Origin of the sequence: Nocardioides marinus, from assembly GCF_013408145.1 — a bacterium.
Classification (GTDB): domain Bacteria; phylum Actinomycetota; class Actinomycetes; order Propionibacteriales; family Nocardioidaceae; genus Nocardioides; species Nocardioides marinus.
On sequence record NZ_JACBZI010000001.1, the window covers coordinates 1,714,786 to 1,731,486 of the forward strand.

14 protein-coding genes are annotated in these 16,701 nt (G+C 71.3%); 5 read left to right on the top strand and 9 right to left on the bottom strand.

What is annotated here, in order from left to right; translation table 11 throughout:
* Together BKA05_RS08135 and BKA05_RS08140 are read right to left on the bottom strand one after the other, a co-directional pair.
* Positions 1 to 609: a hypothetical protein gene (locus tag BKA05_RS08135; RefSeq protein WP_179530987.1), complete on the bottom strand. Its 609-nt coding sequence runs from the start codon at positions 607 to 609 to the stop codon at positions 1 to 3.
* Positions 606 to 2,417, bottom strand: a complete 1,812-nt coding sequence (locus BKA05_RS08140) for a right-handed parallel beta-helix repeat-containing protein (RefSeq protein ID WP_179530988.1) — start codon at positions 2,415 to 2,417, stop codon at positions 606 to 608. The genes BKA05_RS08135 and BKA05_RS08140 overlap by 4 nt, the downstream gene beginning before the upstream one ends.
* Positions 2,418 to 2,521: 104 nt before the next feature.
* On the opposite strand from BKA05_RS08140, the gene uvrB reads away from it, so the two are divergent.
* On the top strand, positions 2,522 to 4,660 hold the full coding sequence (gene uvrB, locus BKA05_RS08145; protein ID WP_179530989.1) for an excinuclease ABC subunit UvrB: 2,139 nt from the start codon (positions 2,522 to 2,524) through the stop codon (positions 4,658 to 4,660).
* A gap of 6 nt (positions 4,661 to 4,666) precedes the next feature.
* Here uvrB and BKA05_RS08150 read toward each other — a convergent pair whose 3' ends face one another.
* Positions 4,667 to 5,392, bottom strand: a complete 726-nt coding sequence (locus BKA05_RS08150) for a two pore domain potassium channel family protein (protein WP_179530990.1) — start codon at positions 5,390 to 5,392, stop codon at positions 4,667 to 4,669.
* Between the two features lie 83 nt (positions 5,393 to 5,475).
* On the opposite strand from BKA05_RS08150, the gene BKA05_RS08155 reads away from it, so the two are divergent.
* On the top strand, positions 5,476 to 6,765 hold the full coding sequence (locus BKA05_RS08155; RefSeq protein ID WP_343045572.1) for an MFS transporter: 1,290 nt from the start codon (positions 5,476 to 5,478) through the stop codon (positions 6,763 to 6,765).
* 15 nt (positions 6,766 to 6,780) lie between these two features.
* Here the strand turns inward: BKA05_RS08155 and opgC are convergent, their stop codons facing one another.
* The 5 genes from opgC to BKA05_RS08180 are packed head-to-tail and all read right to left on the bottom strand — an operon-like array spanning position 6,781 to position 13,338.
* Positions 6,781 to 9,267, bottom strand: a complete 2,487-nt coding sequence (opgC, locus tag BKA05_RS20265; protein WP_179530991.1) for an OpgC domain-containing protein — start codon at positions 9,265 to 9,267, stop codon at positions 6,781 to 6,783.
* 13 nt (positions 9,268 to 9,280) lie between these two features.
* Entirely contained in the window at positions 9,281 to 9,769 is a 489-nt protein-coding gene (locus tag BKA05_RS08165; protein ID WP_179530992.1) for an ATP-binding protein, read from the bottom strand.
* On the bottom strand, positions 9,762 to 10,094 hold the full coding sequence (locus tag BKA05_RS08170) for an STAS domain-containing protein (protein ID WP_179530993.1): 333 nt from the start codon (positions 10,092 to 10,094) through the stop codon (positions 9,762 to 9,764). The genes BKA05_RS08165 and BKA05_RS08170 overlap by 8 nt, the downstream gene beginning before the upstream one ends.
* Positions 10,094 to 12,145 carry a glycosyltransferase gene (locus BKA05_RS08175; protein WP_179530994.1) on the bottom strand — a complete coding sequence of 684 codons (2,052 nt, stop codon included), beginning with the start codon at positions 12,143 to 12,145 and terminating at the stop codon, positions 10,094 to 10,096. The genes BKA05_RS08170 and BKA05_RS08175 overlap by 1 nt, the downstream gene beginning before the upstream one ends.
* Positions 12,145 to 13,338 (bottom strand): SpoIIE family protein phosphatase, encoded by a 1,194-nt coding sequence (locus BKA05_RS08180; protein WP_179530995.1) that lies wholly within the window; start codon positions 13,336 to 13,338, stop codon positions 12,145 to 12,147. Before BKA05_RS08180 ends, BKA05_RS08175 begins: the two co-directional genes overlap by 1 nt.
* Before the next feature lie 170 nt (positions 13,339 to 13,508).
* Here BKA05_RS08180 and BKA05_RS08185 point away from each other — a divergent pair, with 170 nt between their 5' ends.
* Positions 13,509 to 14,249 carry a response regulator transcription factor gene (locus BKA05_RS08185; protein WP_179530996.1) on the top strand — a complete coding sequence of 247 codons (741 nt, stop codon included), beginning with the start codon at positions 13,509 to 13,511 and terminating at the stop codon, positions 14,247 to 14,249.
* A gap of 7 nt (positions 14,250 to 14,256) precedes the next feature.
* Here BKA05_RS08185 and BKA05_RS08190 read toward each other — a convergent pair whose 3' ends face one another.
* Entirely contained in the window at positions 14,257 to 14,904 is a 648-nt protein-coding gene (locus BKA05_RS08190) for a DUF1707 domain-containing protein (protein ID WP_218842364.1), read from the bottom strand.
* 163 nt (positions 14,905 to 15,067) lie between these two features.
* On the opposite strand from BKA05_RS08190, the gene BKA05_RS08195 reads away from it, so the two are divergent.
* Both BKA05_RS08195 and BKA05_RS08200 read left to right on the top strand, forming a co-directional pair.
* Positions 15,068 to 15,841 (top strand): MlaE family ABC transporter permease, encoded by a 774-nt coding sequence (locus BKA05_RS08195; RefSeq protein ID WP_179530998.1) that lies wholly within the window; start codon positions 15,068 to 15,070, stop codon positions 15,839 to 15,841.
* Positions 15,842 to 15,855: 14 nt separating this feature from the next.
* Complete coding sequence (locus BKA05_RS08200; protein WP_179530999.1) at positions 15,856 to 16,695, top strand: MlaE family ABC transporter permease; 840 nt, start codon at positions 15,856 to 15,858, stop codon at positions 16,693 to 16,695.
* Positions 16,696 to 16,701: the final 6 nt, after the last annotated feature.

The following is a 16,701-nucleotide window of genomic DNA, read 5'->3' on the forward strand; positions in this document are numbered from 1 at the left end:
TCAGATGCGCCGGTCGTCCCCGCGGATGAGGGTGCGGTCGGGGCAGTTCATGATGACCTGGCTGTGCACGACCAGGGGCACGGTGAGGTCGATCGTCCGGGTGACCTCGCGGCCCAGGACCGTCCCTGTCACCAGGACCTGGTCGTAGGTGTTGTTGGCCCGCTCGTGGTAGTAGCGGCAGTTGGTGTACTCGAAGGACAGGTCGACCGACACCTCCCCGAAGGGCATGAGGGTGACCGGCTCGAACGTCCCGCCGACCGGCTCGAGGAGCGGGTACGCCGGCTCCACGAGCTCCGCGGACGTGATCCGCCACGGGACGGCCGAGGCGTTCGCCAGCGGCACGCTCATCGTCACGGTCTCACCGAAGCGGTAGTCCAGCCCGTAGACCCCGTGCGGGCCGTAGCCCGGGACCATCAGGCCCGCGTCCTCGGGCAGCGCGGCGGTGGTGGGCTCGAGCTGGACGGCGTACGGCGCGAGGACCAGGCCGGCCGCGACCACGCCCACGGCGCCTGCCACCCACCGTCTGCGGCGTCGCGGACGTGAGGGCTCCTCCGACCCCGGCTCCGCGGAGGTCTCCCTGCGCAGCCGGGGACGCTCCAGGATGCTCACGCCGCGTCCCGCTGGCGGCGACGGGCCCCGGCCAGGCGGATGCCGAGCGCGCCGAGCAGGGTCACGGCGACCAGGGCGGCGGGCGCCCCCGGCTGGTCGACCAGGGACGGGGCGGCCGCCGCCGCACCCGCTGCGCCGGCGTCGGACGAGGGCTTGGCCGGGGTGTCCAGCCAGTCGCACCCGGCCGGGTCCGGCTCGGAGTAGCGGTCGTAGGTCGCGCACGGGATCAGCTGGGTGGTCTTGATGAGGTTGCCGATGGGCCACTGCGAGGGGTGGCCGCAGTCGGGGAGGTCGATCGCGTAGTTGTGCGTGACCTCCTTGCCCGGCGCGGTGAGGTTGTCCTGCCAGCAGTTGCCCTGGCCGGCCTCGTCCCAGTAGAAGTCGATGCCGTTGGGCAGCACCTCGCCCTTCGGCGAGTACCCCAGCTCGTTCTTGGTGAAGGCGTTGTGGTTGGAGTTGTCCTGCTGGGCCAGCGGGTCGTAATCGCCGCGCAGCAGCGCCGGCGGGACCCAGAAGAGCATGAAGCCCTGCCGCCAGTTGTCCCAGACCTGGTTGGAGTTCACGAAGTTGTAGTTGCCCACGATGATGCCGCCCGTGCCGACCGGGAAGCCGAAGGCGGGGCAGACCACACCGTGCTGGTGACCGACCTTCTCGGGCACCCGCTCCTGGCAGGCCGCGTCGTCACCGTGGACGTACTTCTCGTAGTAGTTGACGTTGTTGCTGTAGATCTTGTTGTTCTCGAACCACCCGTGGTCCTGGGGCATCCCCGGGTGCCCACCGAGGATGGACTCGACGATGAACCCCATGCCGTTGTGGTGGATCCGGTTCTTGTGGACGTAGACCGAGTTGCCCGCGGTGCCGGAGAAGCCCAGCGCGTTGTGGTGGATGTTGCACCGCGTGACCTCCACCGCGTAGCGGGTCAACGGGCCCGTGGCGGTGTTCTGGGAGTTCACGTCGGCCGCCGAGCCGGGGTAGACGCCCGAGTCGCCGTTGTGGTGGGCGTTGCAGTCGGAGATCCGACCGTGGTCGGAGGTGAAGGTGAGGATGCCGTAGAGCTGGTTGTGCGACCCCTCCCAGTGCTCCACGACGTACCCGTCGGTCTCGTGGACGTAGAAGGCGTTCTCGCGGAAGAGCATCCCGCGCATGTTGGCCAGGTAGAAACCGTCGGCGCGGTCGGCCTTGATGCCGTTGTGCTTGACCCAGTCGCCGTCCTCGCGGAATCCGCCCTTGAGAGTGACGTCACGGGGCTTCGCGCCGGTGCCCATCATCTGCAGGTCGCACAGCTGGTTGTCGCACCTGATGTCGGGGTCGTCCGGGTCGTCACCGGCGATCGTCACGAGGTTGACGACCTCCCCGCAGGACACGATGAGGTCGTACTCGACGATCCCGCCGTCGTAGTCATCGGCGCACGGCGGGTCCCAGCTCGGCTGCTCCCGGTACACGCCCGGCAGGACGTAGATGTTGGTGCGGCGCTTCTCCACCGCGTCCACGGCTGCCTGCATGTGCCGGTGCTCGCACTTCTTGAGCAGGCGCATGTTGAAGGCGCGCAGCTTCTTGCTCTTCAGCTTCTTGATGCGCTTCTTGGAGTCGGCCTTGCAGACCACGATGACGTCGGAGGCCTGCTTCAGCGATCGCTTCTTCGGGACCGTGCCGTCGCCGGCGGGGAAGACGGACTCGCGCTCCTCATGAGCGGAGGCAGGGGTGCTGAGGCCCGGGACGCCGAGCACGAGGGCGACCAGCAGGACCAGCAGGAGACGCAGGACGTGCCGGGGCACGTGCAGGGTGAGGTTCCGGGGGACGGTGCGCATGGGCACTCCAGGGGGAGGAGGGAGCAGTCCCCGGAGAATATGAGCATCGTTCAGGTTTGGGAAGGCCCCACCCCGTTGTCGGTGCGGGCTCGTAGGCTCGACGCATGCGTCCCGTCACCGATCTCGAGCGCCGCGTCGCCCCCTTCAAGGTCGTCTCCGACTACGAGCCCTCCGGCGACCAGCCCGCGGCCATCGCGGAGATCAGCAAGCGGATCTCGGCGGGGGAGAAGGACGTCGTGCTGCTCGGCGCCACCGGAACCGGCAAGACCGCGACGGTGGCCTGGGTCGCCGAGCAGCTGCAGCGGCCGATGCTGGTCCTGCAGCCGAACAAGACGCTGGCCGCGCAGTTCGCCAACGAGCTGCGCCAGCTCTACCCCGACAACGCGGTGGAGTACTTCGTCTCCTACTACGACTACTACCAGCCCGAGGCCTACGTCCCGCAGACCGACACCTACATCGAGAAGGACTCCTCCATCAACGAGGAGGTCGAGCGGCTGCGGCACTCGGCGACCAACTCGCTGCTGACGCGACGCGACGTCATCGTCGTCAGCACGGTCTCCTGCATCTACGGCCTCGGCACCCCGCAGGAGTACGTCGACCGGATGCTGCGACTGCGGGTGGGCCAGGAGCACGACCGCGACTCGATCCTGCGCCGGCTGGTGGAGATCCAGTACACCCGCAACGACATGTCCTTCACCCGCGGCACCTTCCGGGTGCGCGGCGACACCCTCGAGATCTTCCCGGTCTACGAGGAGCACGCGGTGCGCATCGAGTTCTTCGGCGACGAGATCGAGCGGCTGATGACGCTGCACGCGGTGACGGGGGAGGTGCTCACCGAGGACTCCGAGCTCTACGTCTTCCCGGCCACCCACTACGTCGCCGGTCCCGAGCGGATGGAGCGCGCGATCGCCGGCATCGAGTCCGAGCTCGAGCAGCAGCTGGCCCGCTTCGAGCGCGAGGGCAAGCTGCTGGAGGCCCAGCGGCTGCGGATGCGCACCACCTACGACATCGAGATGATGCGCCAGGTCGGCTCCTGCTCGGGCATCGAGAACTACTCCATGCACATCGACGGCCGTGCCCCCGGCTCGGCCCCCAACTGCCTGCTCGACTACTTCCCCGAGGACTTCCTGCTCGTCGTGGACGAGTCCCACGTCGCGGTCCCGCAGATCGGCGGGATGTACGAGGGTGACATGTCGCGCAAGCGCAACCTCGTCGACCACGGCTTCCGGCTGCCGAGCGCGATGGACAACCGGCCGCTGCGCTGGGAGGAGTTCCTCGAGCGGATCGGGCAGACCATCTACCTCTCCGCCACCCCGGGTGACTACGAGCTCGACCTCGTGGGCGGCGACAAGCCGCCGCACGTCGTCGAGCAGATCATCCGCCCCACCGGCCTGATCGACCCCGAGGTCGTCGTCAAGCCGACCAAGGGCCAGATCGACGACCTCATCCACGAGATCAAGCTGCGCACCGAGAAGGACGAGCGGGTCCTGGTCACCACGCTGACCAAGAAGATGTCCGAGGACCTCACCGACTACCTCCTCGACGCCGGCATCGACACCCGCTACCTGCACTCGGAGGTCGACACGCTCAAGCGCATCGAGCTGCTGCGCGACCTGCGGATGGGCTCCTACGACGTGCTGGTCGGGATCAACCTGCTGCGTGAGGGCCTCGACCTCCCGGAGGTGTCGCTGGTCTCGATCCTCGACGCCGACAAGGAGGGGTTCCTGCGCTCGGACAAGTCGCTGATCCAGACCATCGGCCGCGCGGCCCGCAACGTGTCGGGGCAGGTCCACATGTACGCCGACAAGATCACGCCCTCGATGGAGGCCGCGATCGACGAGACCAACCGGCGCCGGGCCAAGCAGATCGCCTACAACACCGCCCACGGCATCGACCCGACGCCGCTGCGCAAGAAGATCGCCGACATCACCGACATGCTCGCCCGCGAGGACGAGAACACCCAGGCGCTGCTCGAGACCTGGGCGGGCACCGAGGCCAAGGGTCGCGCGGGCAAGGCCGGCAAGCGCCAGCCCGTCCCCGCGCTGGGCGCGGGCGCGGCCGGCGCGCACGCCAAGGACCTCGCCGGGATGCCCAGCTCCGACCTCGCCCAGCTCATCCAGGACCTCACCGACCAGATGAAGGAGGCCGCGACAGAGCTGCAGTTCGAGCTCGCCGCCCGCCTGCGTGACGAGATCGGCGAGCTGAAGAAGGAGCTCCGCCAGATGATGGAGGCCACCAAGTAGGGCTGCTCAGTTCTCGTCTGAGGGGTTCTCGACCGCCCTCATCGCCTGGCGGCTGACCACCAGGCCCACGAGCCGCGAGACGACGAGGGCGACGTAGAGGACACCGGCGATCATCTCCACCGCCACGAGCGACCGCGCGTGCGCACCGACCGGCACCACGTCGGAGAGCCCCACGCTGGTGAGCACCGAGAAGGACAGGTAGAGCAGCTCGAACCAGCTTCGCACCCCCTCGCTCCCGGTGCCGGCGAAGGAGTCCGGCCACACGACCTGCACCGCGGCGTAGACGTAGGCGAAGCCCCAGGCCACCACGGTGAACGCGGCGCCGGTGGCGTAGAGCTCGTCGCGGGTGACCCGGTCGTCGTGGAAGACGTAGCGGATCATCGAGTAGGAGACGTAGAAGTAGAACGGTGCGTGCAGCAGCGCGGAGGTCAGCACGATCCACTCGGCCCCGCCCTCGCCCGCCACGACCGCCTCGAGCACCGTGAACACCGCGGCAGGCGCCCCGAGGGTCAGGGCGACCCACGTCAGGGCCGGGGTCCGGCGTACGGCGGCGACGGCGGCACCGACGGCGAGCATCTGGCCCACGCCGAGCACCGCCCGCCCGCCGGGACTGCCCTCGAGGAACGGGAAGGCGAGCACCACCAGCAGCTGGGCGCCCAGCAGGACGGCCGAGGGCCGCGGGCCGAGGACGCCACCGGGACGAGGGTCGTGGGAGTGGCTGCGACGGGACACGCCGCGACCCTAGGACGCCCGGCCAGCCAGAGGGAGGTGGACCGGTACACCGGGGTGTGGGGAAGAGGAGCACAATGGCGCCCGTGAGCCTCCCGCCCCCGCCCCGTGCCATGGCCTGGGCCGTCTGGGGCTCGGCGGTTTCTCTCTACCTGCTCGCGGTCTTCCACCGCTCCTCGCTGGCCGTGGCGGGCCTCGAGGCGGCCGAGCGGTTCGACATCACCGCCGCGCAGCTCGCGACGTTCACGATGCTCCAGCTGCTGGTCTACGCCGCGATGCAGGTCCCCGTGGGGTTGCTGGTCGACCGGTTCGGGCCGCGCAGCGTCATCCTCACCGGGGCCGTGGTGATGACCGTGGCCCAGGTCGGCTTCGCGCTGTCGGAGACCTTCGTGCTGGCGCTCCTGGCGCGCACGCTGGTCGGCATCGGCGACGCGATGACCTTCATCTGCCTGCTGCGGCTGGTGGCGACGTGGTTCCCGCCACGGCGGATCCCCTTCCTCACCCAGGTCAGCGGCACGCTCGGGCAGAGCGGGGCGATCCTGGCCGCGGCGCCGATGACCTGGGCGTTCGGCGCGCTCGGGTGGACCGGCGCCTACCTGCTCTCCGCGTCCGTCGGGGTGGTGCTGGCCCTCGGCGGCGCGATCGCGCTGCGCGACGCACCGGGGGAGCGGCACCACCGCGGGGCGGTCCTGGCGTGGGCGACGGTGCGCTCGAGCCTGCGTGCCTCCTGGGCCCACCCGGGCACCCGGCTGGGGTTCTGGATCCACTTCAGCACCCAGTTCAGCGCGACCAGCCTGGGACTGCTCTGGGGCTACCCGTTCTTCGTGCGCGGTGAGGGTCGCACTCCCACGGAGGCCGGGCTGCTGCTCACGCTGCTCGTGGTGGCGGTGGTCCTCGCGGGGCCGGTGCTGGGCTGGCTGGTGGGGCTGCACCCCTGGCACCGCTCGTCGATGGCGCTGGTGATCGTGGGCGCCATCGTGGTGGTCTGGAGCGTGGTGCTGGCCTGGCCGGGGCCTGCGCCGCTGGCGCTGCTGGTGCTCCTGGTCATCGTGGTCGGCGTCGGCGGACCGGCCTCGATGATCGGCTTCGACGTCGGTCGCACCTCCAACCCGCCCGAGCGGCTGGCCTCCTCCACCGGGATCATCAACGTCGGCGGCTTCTCGGCCAGCCTGGTCCTGGTCGTGATGATCGGGTTGGTCCTGGACTGGCGGACCCCCGGGAGCGGGACGGACTACCCGCCCGAGGCCTTCGTGTGGGCGATGTCCACGCAGTACCTCCTGTGGACGCTCGGCCTGCTCCAGCTCGCCCGATTCCGCGGACGGGCCCGCCGGGTCATCGACCGGACCGCCCTGCAGGCGGCGCGCTCGGCCACCTGAGCGGGGCGGTGCGGCTCAGCCGGGCAGCCCGGCCACGACGGCTGCCAGCAGCACCAGCAGCAGCACGTGCACCGCGAGCACCGTGGTGCCCCGTCGCCCGAGGGCCGTGAGCACGGGTGCGACCGTGCCGGCCAGCGGGCGCCAGCAGCGGGTGAGCAGCAGCCAGGCCGCCAGGCCGGTGAGGGTCACCAGCAGCAGCCGCACGACCGGCAGCTCACGACCGCTGCTCAGCCCGACCAGTCGGTCCGCCAGGGCGCCACCGTCGAGCGCCGCCCACAGCGACACGGCCGACCAGCCCGCGGCCACCACGCCCAGCAGGCCGGCGCCGACCGCACGCACCCGCGGGCGAGCCAGCACGGCGGCCAGGTCGTGCCGGTGGTGGGCGAGGACGACCGCGTGGACGAAAACCACCTGCCACAGCAGCGGCGGGTACGCCGTCTCCCAGGTGCCCATGGTCCAGTCGGGGGTCCACAGCACCCCGGCGGCGTACGTCGTCCAGGAGAGCGCGACGACCGCCCACCACAGCCGGGCCCGTAGGGCGGCGACCACGAGCGGGGCGAGCAGCGAGAGGACGACCAGCAACCCGAGCATGGACAACGGCCACGGGACCGTGCGCAGTTCGAAGAGCTCGCGCACAGCCCACCACGGCGGCGGGTACTCCAGGAGCGGGGCCGAGCGGGCGTAGAGGTCCTCCCCGCCGGATCCGGGCAGCCAGTGGGTGACCGCGGCGGCCGCCGAGCCGGGCAGGTAGCGCAGCCCGAGCACCACGAGGGCGACCAGGACGGTGAGGGCCCACCAGCGCGATGCGACCGCCCATCGCGCCGAGGCGGCTCCCAGCCAGCCCGCCCGGGCGGCGACGGCCTCGTGCTGCAACCCCACCGCCAGCCCGGCGACGAGCACGAACGCCTCGGGGCCGACGACCGCCCCCATCACGTGCGCCACGGGGCCGTCGGTCGTGGCGAGCAGCTCGACGTGGGCGGCGACCAACCCCAGCAGGAGCACCCCGCGCGCCGCATCGAGACGGGCATCGCGCCCGGCCACCGCGTCGACCGCGGGGTCGTAGGCCCAGGCCGGCCGGCGCCGACCGGCTGCCCAGCTGAGCGCCAGCACCAGCAGCAGTCCGCCGGCGCCGACCGCCAGGCCCGGAGCGGTCGGACGGGGCAGCGCCGCCGTCCCCGGTAGGGGCGGGGCAGGCGTCATGTCGTCGGCTCCGGACCCACCCGGGAGCCCGTCCTGCGGATCGGGGTCCGGGGTGCTCGCGGTCGGCGGGGTCACCGGGCCGAGGTCGACCTCTCCCTCGAGGTCCCGCAGGAACGCGCGGGCCAGCCGAGGGGTGCGGGTCGCCCGCCAGTCGACGGTGCGATCGCGGACCTCGGCCTCGCGACGACGCTCCTCGACCCAGAGGATGCCGCCGATCAGCGGCCGGTCCGCGTCGGCCCGGAGGACCTGGCGCCACCACGAGCGCTTGATGCGAAGCTCCGGGTCGCCCTCGGGATCCGGGAGCCACACGGCGCCGGTGTCGACCAGGAGGGGCTTGCCGTAGCGCTCGGCGAACCGGTCGTAGAACGGCCGCCGCCCGCCGCCCGCGCCGTAGCCGTAGACCTCCTCCAACCGGGCCCGGAAGGCGCCCGGTCGCGGGGCGACGTCGGTCTCGAACCCGGTGCTGGTCTCGACGTCGCCGGTCTCGCCGCCGACGGCGGGGTCGTCGAGCTCGTTGTCGACCCGCCCGCGGTCGGGCCCGAAGTGGTAGAGCGTCAACCCCACCCAGTCCACCGCGTCCTCGCCCGGCCAGAAGGGGCCGTAGGGGTCGTCCCCGGAGTTCAGGCGTCGGTTGCCGTCGGTGTCCAACGCCTCCACGTCGGCCTCACGGTCGGGGTCGACGTCGCCGTACGCCGCGCCGTAGGGGTACCCGGCGCCGTAGACCGGCGACCACACCATCGCCGCGGACGGCGTCTGGTCGTGCACTACGCCGCCCAGGAGCCGGAAGGCACGGACGTAGGCCTCCGGCTGCTGGCCCCAGGAGTACCAGGTGCCGTTCATCTCCGGGGCGAAGCGCAGCAGGTACGTCGTGCCGAGCTCGGCGTGCAGGGCGGCCAGCTCCTCGGCCAGCTCCGCGGCGTGGTCGTCGGTGAGCTCGCCGAGCGGCAGGGACGGCTCGAGGCTCAGGACGGGGACAGCACCCTGCGCCGCCGACTGCCGCACGAGCCGCTGGAGGAAGAACCGGGAGTCGTCGGTGAGCGGGTAGGCGACCCGTTGTCCGTACAGCGCAGCCGAGCTGCCGAGGCGCTGCTGGTAGTCCTCGGCCGAGTCGGTCTCCCAGTCCAGCTGCGGGCCGAACCAGGGGGCGCCGGGGGCGGGGGTGGGCCGGGCGTCGTCGGTCGCTGCAGCCGCGGTCGCCGGGAGGAGGCAGGCGAGCACGGCGGCGCACAGCAGCACCAGGGCCTGCAACGAGCGCAGCGCGTGGATCGGCCGGACCCGCGACGTCGGGGAGGGTAGGGACACCTGCGTCGGGCCCTCAGTCGAGACGGCAGGCGAGCCGCCAGTGGTTGCGTGCCCCGACCCGCTCGAACTCGAACACGTCCAGTGCAGCGGCGGCCAACGCCAGTCCGCGGCCGGACTCCGCCATCTCGTCGGGCATCGGCAGGTCGCCCAGGTCCAGGCTGACGGGCATGCCGTTGTCGCTCAGCGAGGCGGCGAGGTGGGTGTCGGTCACCGCGAGCCGGATCTCGAACCGGCGCACCTCCGAGGCCGCGACGTCGGGCAGGGCGGCGTCGTGGGCGTAGGCGTGCTCCACGATGTTGCCCAGGACCTCGATGACGGCCATCTCGAAGCGCATCCTGGCCGAGGCGCTGACGTCCACCCCCCGCGTGTGGAGGTGCTCGAGCATGGAGTGCACCAGGTCGAGGACCTCGGGGTCGGCCGGAGCGGTGAGGACCAGCCGACCCGGGGACCAGGCGAGCTGGTCGACCAGGCGGGCGACCACCTCCGGGGACGGCTCACTCATCAAAGGCCGTCTCGACGCTGTCGCGGGCGCGCAGCACCCGGTCGAGGTTGGTGAGCTCGAAGACCGACACGACGGCCGGGGTGGGGCGCGCGACCCGGAGGTCGCCACCGGCCTGGCGGGCCGCCTTGAGCCCGCCGATGAGGGCGCCGAGACCGGAGGAGTCGAGGAAGGAGGTCTCGCCCATGTCGACCACGATCCGGGTGGTCCCGGCGGACACCAGCTCGCCGAGCGTCTCCTTCAGGTTCCTGGCCGAGACCATGTTCAGGCGGCCCCGGGGGACGACGACGGCGATGCCGTCGGGGCGGGTGGTGACGTCGAGGTCCATCAGTGGGCTCCTTCGGTGGCGGGCAGCGTGCTGGGGTCGTCGGTCTCGGAGGTGGGCGGGTCGGGCGGCTCGTAGCCGCGGTAGAGGGCGGCTCGGATGATGACGGAGAAGATCAGCAGGTCGAAGGCGACCCAGACCATGTTGAACACGGCGCCGGCGGTGTTGGCCTGGCCCGCGAGGATGCGCACGACACCGATGACCATCGCCCCCACCAGCAGCCCGATGGCCCACAGCTGCGGCTTGACCAGGTGCCACGCCGGACCCTGGGGCTCCTGCTTGGTCTTGGGGGTGACGGCGAAGTCGAGGGGACGCTTGAGGAACACGTTCCCGAACGCCGAGGTGAAGGACTTGATCCACACGGGGAAGAGGGCGAGGGAGTACTGCTGCCCGCGCCAGGTGGGTCTGCCGTCGGCCACCAGCCAGAACAGCAGCTGGTTGACGACGAGAAAGGGGATGAGGCGCAGGAAGAACTCGGTGGAGAGCGCCTGCACGGGGAGCACGCCGATGGTGAGGTAGACGACCGGGGCGCCGATGTAGACGATCGCGGCGAACCCGGAGAGGTAGCTCCACATCGTCGAGAAGTACATCAACCGCTGGGCGAGGCTGAGCCCCTTCTGCACCAGCGGGTTCTCCCGGAACATCACCTGCACGGTGCCCTGCGCCCAGCGCAGACGCTGGACCAGCATGGTCTGCAGGTCCTCCGGCGCCAGGCCGTGCGCCAGGACCTCGTCGTGGTAGGCCGAGTGCCAGCCCAGGGTGTGCAGGCGCATGCAGGTGGCCATGTCCTCGGTGACCGAGATCGTCGCCAGGGGCATGATCGCCTGGGCCTCACCCGCGCGGTCGACATCGACGGCGCGCACCAACGTCTCCACCGCTTCGACAGCGGCGAGCGGGGAGAGGTCGCGGGCCAGGACCCTCCCGAGGTCGCCGGCGTCCATGGCCCCGAGCGACATCTCGGGGTCGGCGGCGATGTCCTCGAGCTCGGAGAGGACGGACAGGTCGGCCTGGAGCGTGGCCAGGTCTTCGGCGACCAGGGATCGGCGGACCGCCGCGACCCGCTGCTGGAACCTGAAGGTCACGTCGAACAGCGGGACGCCGCGTGCCAGCTCGCGGCGTGCCCGGCCGATGTCGGAGAGGATCGCGTCCAGGGCGGCGCGGACCTCGACCTCGGCCGGGTCGAGTGCGGCCCGCGAGCGGCGTACGACGGACCGGGCGCTGTCGAGAGCCTTCCGCACCCCGGTCTCGACCTCGTGCACGTAGCGGCTGATCCCCAGCTGCATCAGCGCCTCGCGTCGGATGACCGCGTTGGAGCCGCAGAAGAACGCGGAGTTCCACCCGTCCTTGCCCTGCTGGATCGGGCCGTAGAACAGCGGGGCCTGGCTGCCCAGCGGGTCGTCGTCGGGGACGTTGACGAAGTACTGCGGCGTCTGGACCAGAGCCATCTTCTCGTCGTCGAAGTAGCCGAGGGTGCGGTCGAGGATCTCCGGCAGCGGGATCTGGTCGGCGTCGAGGATCAGCATGAACTCGCCGTCGGTGTGCAGCAGCGCGTTGTTGAGGTTGCCGGCCTTGGCGTGCCGCGGCATCCCGGCCCAGTCCGAGGACCGCGTCAACCACCCGATGCCCTCGGCCTCCGCAGCCGCTCGCATCTCCGGACGGTTGCCGTCGTCGAGGATCCAGGTGCGGTGGGGGTAGCGGATCTGCTGGGCGGCCCGGGCGGTGGTCATCACCAGGTCGATGGGCTCGTTGTAGGTGGCGATGAAGACGTCGACCGTCAGGTCCGGCGGGGGCACGGGCGGCTCGCCACGCTCGCGCAGGCGCCACATCCCCAGCCCGAAGAGGAGGGAGTCGATGAGGCTGTAGGTCTCGGCCATCACCAGGGGCACGCCGATCCACCAGGCGTCCCAGTTGACCGAGAACATCCACCGCCAGGTGACGTAGTTCAGGCCCAGGAGGGAGGTCAGGACGACCACGACGCGGATCTGCAGCAGACGCCGACGGCGGCGGTTCTCGGCTGCCTCGGGGGAGAGCGGGGCGCGCTGGCGACGGGCCATCAGGACAGCAGCGCCGGGGTCTGTCGGAAGATCGCGACCATCGTGATGTCGTCGAGCGCCGCGACGTCCGTGACGTGGCGGGCGGCGTTGGTGAGCAGGGTGGGGATGTCCGGGGCATCGGCGACCCAGGACCCGACTGCCTCGTGCCACGCCTCGGGGTCCGGCAGCAGGTCCAGGACTCCGTCGCTGAACAGGATCAGCCGGTCCCCCGGCTCGAGTGTGACCTCGACCTGCTCCCACCAGTCGTCGGGGAGCACGCCCAGTGGACGGCCCCTGCCCGAGAGCCGCACGGGAGTCCCGTCGGCCCGGACGAGCAGGAGCAGTCCGGAACCGGCGTCGACGAAGCGGACGGTGCCGGTCTCGAGGTCGACCGCGAGATCGATCAGCGTCACGAAGGACTCGGCCCGCTCGAGGTCGTCGAGCATCGACCGGGCGACCTGGGTGATGGTGATGCCGAGGTCGACCCCGGCCGAGACGGCCTGCGCCGTGCCGCGCAGAGCAGTGCGCGTCGCAGCGCCGATGAGGGCGGCGCCGGTGCCCTTGCCCATGACGTCGCCGAGGCTGACATGGAGGACCCCGCCGATGACCTCGTAGTCGTAGAAGTCGCCGCCGACCGCCATCGCCGGGAGGCACAGCCCGTCGACGTCCCACTCCCCGACCCGGATCGGGCGCGAGGGCAGCAGGCTTGCCTGGACCCGGCTGGCCTGCTGCATCTCGGTGGACGCGACCAGCTCCCGCTCGGCCCATGCGGCGAGGTCCTCGAGGGCCTCGCGCTGGTCCCGGGTCAGCTCGCGGGGCCGCCGGTCGAAGACGCAGAAGGTCGCCACCGGCGTCCCTGTGTGGTCGCGCAGCGGCACACCGACGTAGGACCGCACACCGTCACGGACCACGGCGAGGTCCTGGAACCGGTCGTCACGCGTGGCATCGGTGACCTCCAGCGGGCCGTCGACGTCGGACTCGTCGATGGTCGTGCGGCAGAAGGTCTCGCCCTCGGGCACGGAGACGGGATCGAAACCGTGGGCGCTGGGGAAGCGCGCCCGACCACGATCGAGCACGGTCACGGCTGACATCGGCACGTCGAGGGCCAGGCAGGCCAGGCGGGTGATGCGGTCCAGGCGGGGGTGGGCGCCAGGCTCGGAGAGGCCGAGCCCATCGACGGCCCGCTGGCGACGCAGGTCCTCGGCCGCACTCACGTCGGGTCTCCTCGTCATGCCGTCGGGGTGATGGTGCCAGGAGCGCACAGGCTATCCGGGGGCTCGGAGCGGAGACACCCCTCGGGCGCGGCACGCGCACCCCGTGCGCACTACGGTGGGGGCGTGCCCGTGCCTCTGACAGTCCCGCTCCGTGGCCTCGGAGCGCTCCGATGACCGAGTCCCGCCACCGGGCGCTGGTCGTCGACGACGACCCGGACATCGCCGACCTGGTGGTCATGGTCCTGGAGGGGCTGGACATGGACGTGAGCGTGGCGGGCACGGGGGAGGAGGCCCTCGCGCTGGCGCGGGAGCGGCAGCCGGACCTGGTCACCCTGGACCTGACGCTGCCCGATGCCGACGGCACCGAGATCTGCGAGCGGCTGCGCCGGTTCACCGACGCCTACATCATCATGATCACCGGCCGCGACGCGGAGACCGACCGGTTGATCGGCCTCGAGGTGGGCGCCGACGAGTACCTCGCGAAGCCGTTCTCGCCGCGTGAGCTGCGCGCCCGTGCCACCGCCCTGCTGCGCCGGCCGCGCAGCGGCCTACGAGCCGGCGACGGCGGTGAGGAAGCGGCCGTCGTCGTCCGCTCCGCCGACGTGGAGCTGACCGACCTCGGGGGCGGCCTGCTGGTCGACCCTCTCACCGGGGCGACGCGCCACCGCGACGAGAACGTCCCCCTGACACCGACCGAGGCCAAGCTCCTCGTCACGCTCACCCGGCAGGCGGGCGAGCCGATGGAGCGCGCCGACCTGGCGACCGAGGTGCGCGGCGGGGACTTCATCGCCTCCGACTTCCTCATCGACGTGCAGGTCGCCGGCCTGCGTCGCAAGCTGCGCGCAGCGACCGGCAGGGACCGGCTCACCGTGGTCCGCGGCACCGCCTACCAGCTCACCGTGGTCGACTGAGGCCCGGTCAGGACGACGGAGGGCGGAAGCGCTCGCTCACGCGGCGCACGACGTCCTGCTCGATGGCCCGGGCGGCCTCCTTGAGCTTCTGCGACGGCAGCTCCTCGCGGGCCGCGGCCCGCTCCTCGCGCGCGATGGCCTTGACCTGCTTCTTCTCCAGCGACCGGACGTGGTCGGAGACGAGGTCCTGGCGCTGCACCAGCATCCGCAGCACGTTCAAGGCCGTGACGGCCGAGACGATGAGGGGCCAGGCGAACTCGCCGGGCGTCGTCAGGGCCCAGATCGTCCAGCAGATGACCGAGGGCACCAGGAAGCCCATCACCGCGGACCGCAGGTCCTTGGCGTACGTCGCCGCCGCCCGCTCCCGCAGCTCGGCCGGCGTCGCGCGGGCCAGGCCCGAGCTGCTCGAGGGCTCCGGCGACAGGGGCGGCACGAGGTCCTCGAGCAGGGGCACCAGGTCACCCAGCAGGCGGGCCCGCGTCGCGGCGGTGGCGCGCTCGTCGTGCTCGGAGGGGTCCAGCCGGCCCTCGGCGTACGCCTCGCCGAGCAGGTGGGCGGCGGTCGCGCGGTCGAGGTCGCCGGCCCGCAGACCCCGGTGGGCGGGCACGCGGGGGTCGAGGTCGAAGCTGCTCCAGGCGCCCGGCACCAGACCCACGTCCCTCACCCCCGTCCGTCGTCGTGTCCGGCCCGAGTCTAGGTGCGGCCCCGTCCGGGTGTGGTGGGACGAGGGTCGTGGGAGGTTTGGGCGCGTCGCGGATTGAGCATGACGAGAACACGTTCTAGTGTGGGCGCCGCCACACGCGATGGGGAGGTCACGGATGGCTGTCAGTGCTGCCTCGGTCGTCCGGGGGCCGGGGGAGATCGCGGCGATGGTCGTCGACGTGACCCGTCGCATGTTCACCACGCGGTTCCAGCTGCGCGAGTTCATCGAGCAGGCGTGGTTCATCACCAGCGTGACGCTGATGCCCACGATCTTGGTGAGCATCCCCTTCGGTGCGGTCATCTCCCTGCAGGTCGGCAACCTCACGGGGCAGCTGGGCGCCCAGTCCTTCGCCGGGGCCACGGCGGTCCTCGCGGTCGTGCGCGAGGCGGCGCCGATCGCCGCCGCCCTCATCATCGCCGGCGCCGCGGGGTCGGCGATCTGCTCGGACCTGGGTGCGCGGAAGATCCGCGAGGAGATCGACGCGATGGAGGTGCTCGGGGTCGACCCGCTGGCCCGGCTCGTGGTGCCCCGGGTGCTCGCCACGATGTTCGTGGCCCTGATGATCAACGGCATCGTGATCGGGGCCGGCATCGGCGGCGGCTACTTCTTCACCGTGATCATCCAGGGTGGCAGCGCAGGTGCCTTCCTGAGCTCGTTCACGGCGCTGGCCAGCATCACCGACCTCTACATCTCCTGCATCAAGGCGGTCGTCTTCGGGTGGCTGGCCGCGATCGTCGGCGCCTACAAGGGCCTCGGTGCCGGCGGCGGCCCCAGCGGTGTGGGTCGAGCCGTCAACGAGTCGGTGATCATCGCGTTCATGCTGCTGTTCTTCCTCAACGCGGTGATCACGGCCATCTACTTCCAGGTCGTCCCCCCGCCGGGGCTGTGAGCAGGAGCGATCGGATGAGCACACTCGGCGCACTCGGGAGCGCCTTCGTCTCCGGCCGGCGGGCCTCGCTGGAGCAGAAGGGCGACCAGCTGCTGTTCTACGTCAAGGCACTTGCCTGGACGCCGCGCGCGATCCGTCGCTACCCCCGCGAGATCGTCAACACCCTCGCCGAGGTGACCTTCGGCGCCGGCGGGCTGACGCTCATCGCCGGCACCGTCGGGGTGATCGCGTTCCTCGCGTTCTTCGCCGGCACCGAGGTCGGCATCCAGGGCTACGCCTCGCTGAGCCAGCTCGGCGTCGCCAAGTTCTCCGCGTTCATCTCCGCCTACTTCAACACCCGCGAGGTGGCACCGCTGGTGTCCTCGATCGCCCTCGCGGCGACCGTGGGCTGCGGCTACACCGCCCGGCTCGGCGCGATGAGGATCTCGGAGGAGATCGACGCCCTCGACGTCATGGGCATCCCCTCCCTGCCGTTCCTCGTGACGACGCGGATGATCGCCGCGTTCGTGGCGGTGATCCCGCTCTACATCGTCGCCCTGTGCGCCTCCTACCTCTCGCCGCGACTCATCGTCACGCTGATCTACGGCCAGAGCCCGGGCACCTACGACCACTACTTCCTGCAGTTCCTGCCACCGATCGACATGATCTGGTCCTTCGGCAAGCTGCTCGTGCTCGCGACGGCGGTGATCCTCATCCACTGCTACTACGGCTACACCGCCTCCGGGGGGCCCGCCGGCGTCGGGATGGCGGTCGGGCGGGCCATCCGCACCAGCATCGTCACCATCGTGGTCGCCGACTTCTTCCTCAGCTTCGCCATCTGGGGCTCCACCACCACCGTCCGGATCACGGGCTAGGCGGCG

What these genes read in the sequence shown, in the direction of transcription:
- BKA05_RS08140 (WP_179530988.1), bottom strand. Translation starts at nt 2,417, where the DNA reads ATGCGCACCGTCCCCCGGAACCTCACCCTGCACGTGCCCCGGCACGTC.
- uvrB (WP_179530989.1), top strand. Translation starts at nt 2,522, where the DNA reads ATGCGTCCCGTCACCGATCTCGAGCGCCGCGTCGCCCCCTTCAAGGTC.
- BKA05_RS08165 (WP_179530992.1), bottom strand. Translation starts at nt 9,769, where the DNA reads ATGAGTGAGCCGTCCCCGGAGGTGGTCGCCCGCCTGGTCGACCAGCTC.
- BKA05_RS08170 (WP_179530993.1), bottom strand. Translation starts at nt 10,094, where the DNA reads ATGGACCTCGACGTCACCACCCGCCCCGACGGCATCGCCGTCGTCGTC.
- BKA05_RS08175 (WP_179530994.1), bottom strand. Translation starts at nt 12,145, where the DNA reads ATGGCCCGTCGCCAGCGCGCCCCGCTCTCCCCCGAGGCAGCCGAGAAC.
- BKA05_RS08185 (WP_179530996.1), top strand. Translation starts at nt 13,509, where the DNA reads ATGACCGAGTCCCGCCACCGGGCGCTGGTCGTCGACGACGACCCGGAC.
- BKA05_RS08195 (WP_179530998.1), top strand. Translation starts at nt 15,068, where the DNA reads ATGGCTGTCAGTGCTGCCTCGGTCGTCCGGGGGCCGGGGGAGATCGCG.
- BKA05_RS08200 (WP_179530999.1), top strand. Translation starts at nt 15,856, where the DNA reads ATGAGCACACTCGGCGCACTCGGGAGCGCCTTCGTCTCCGGCCGGCGG.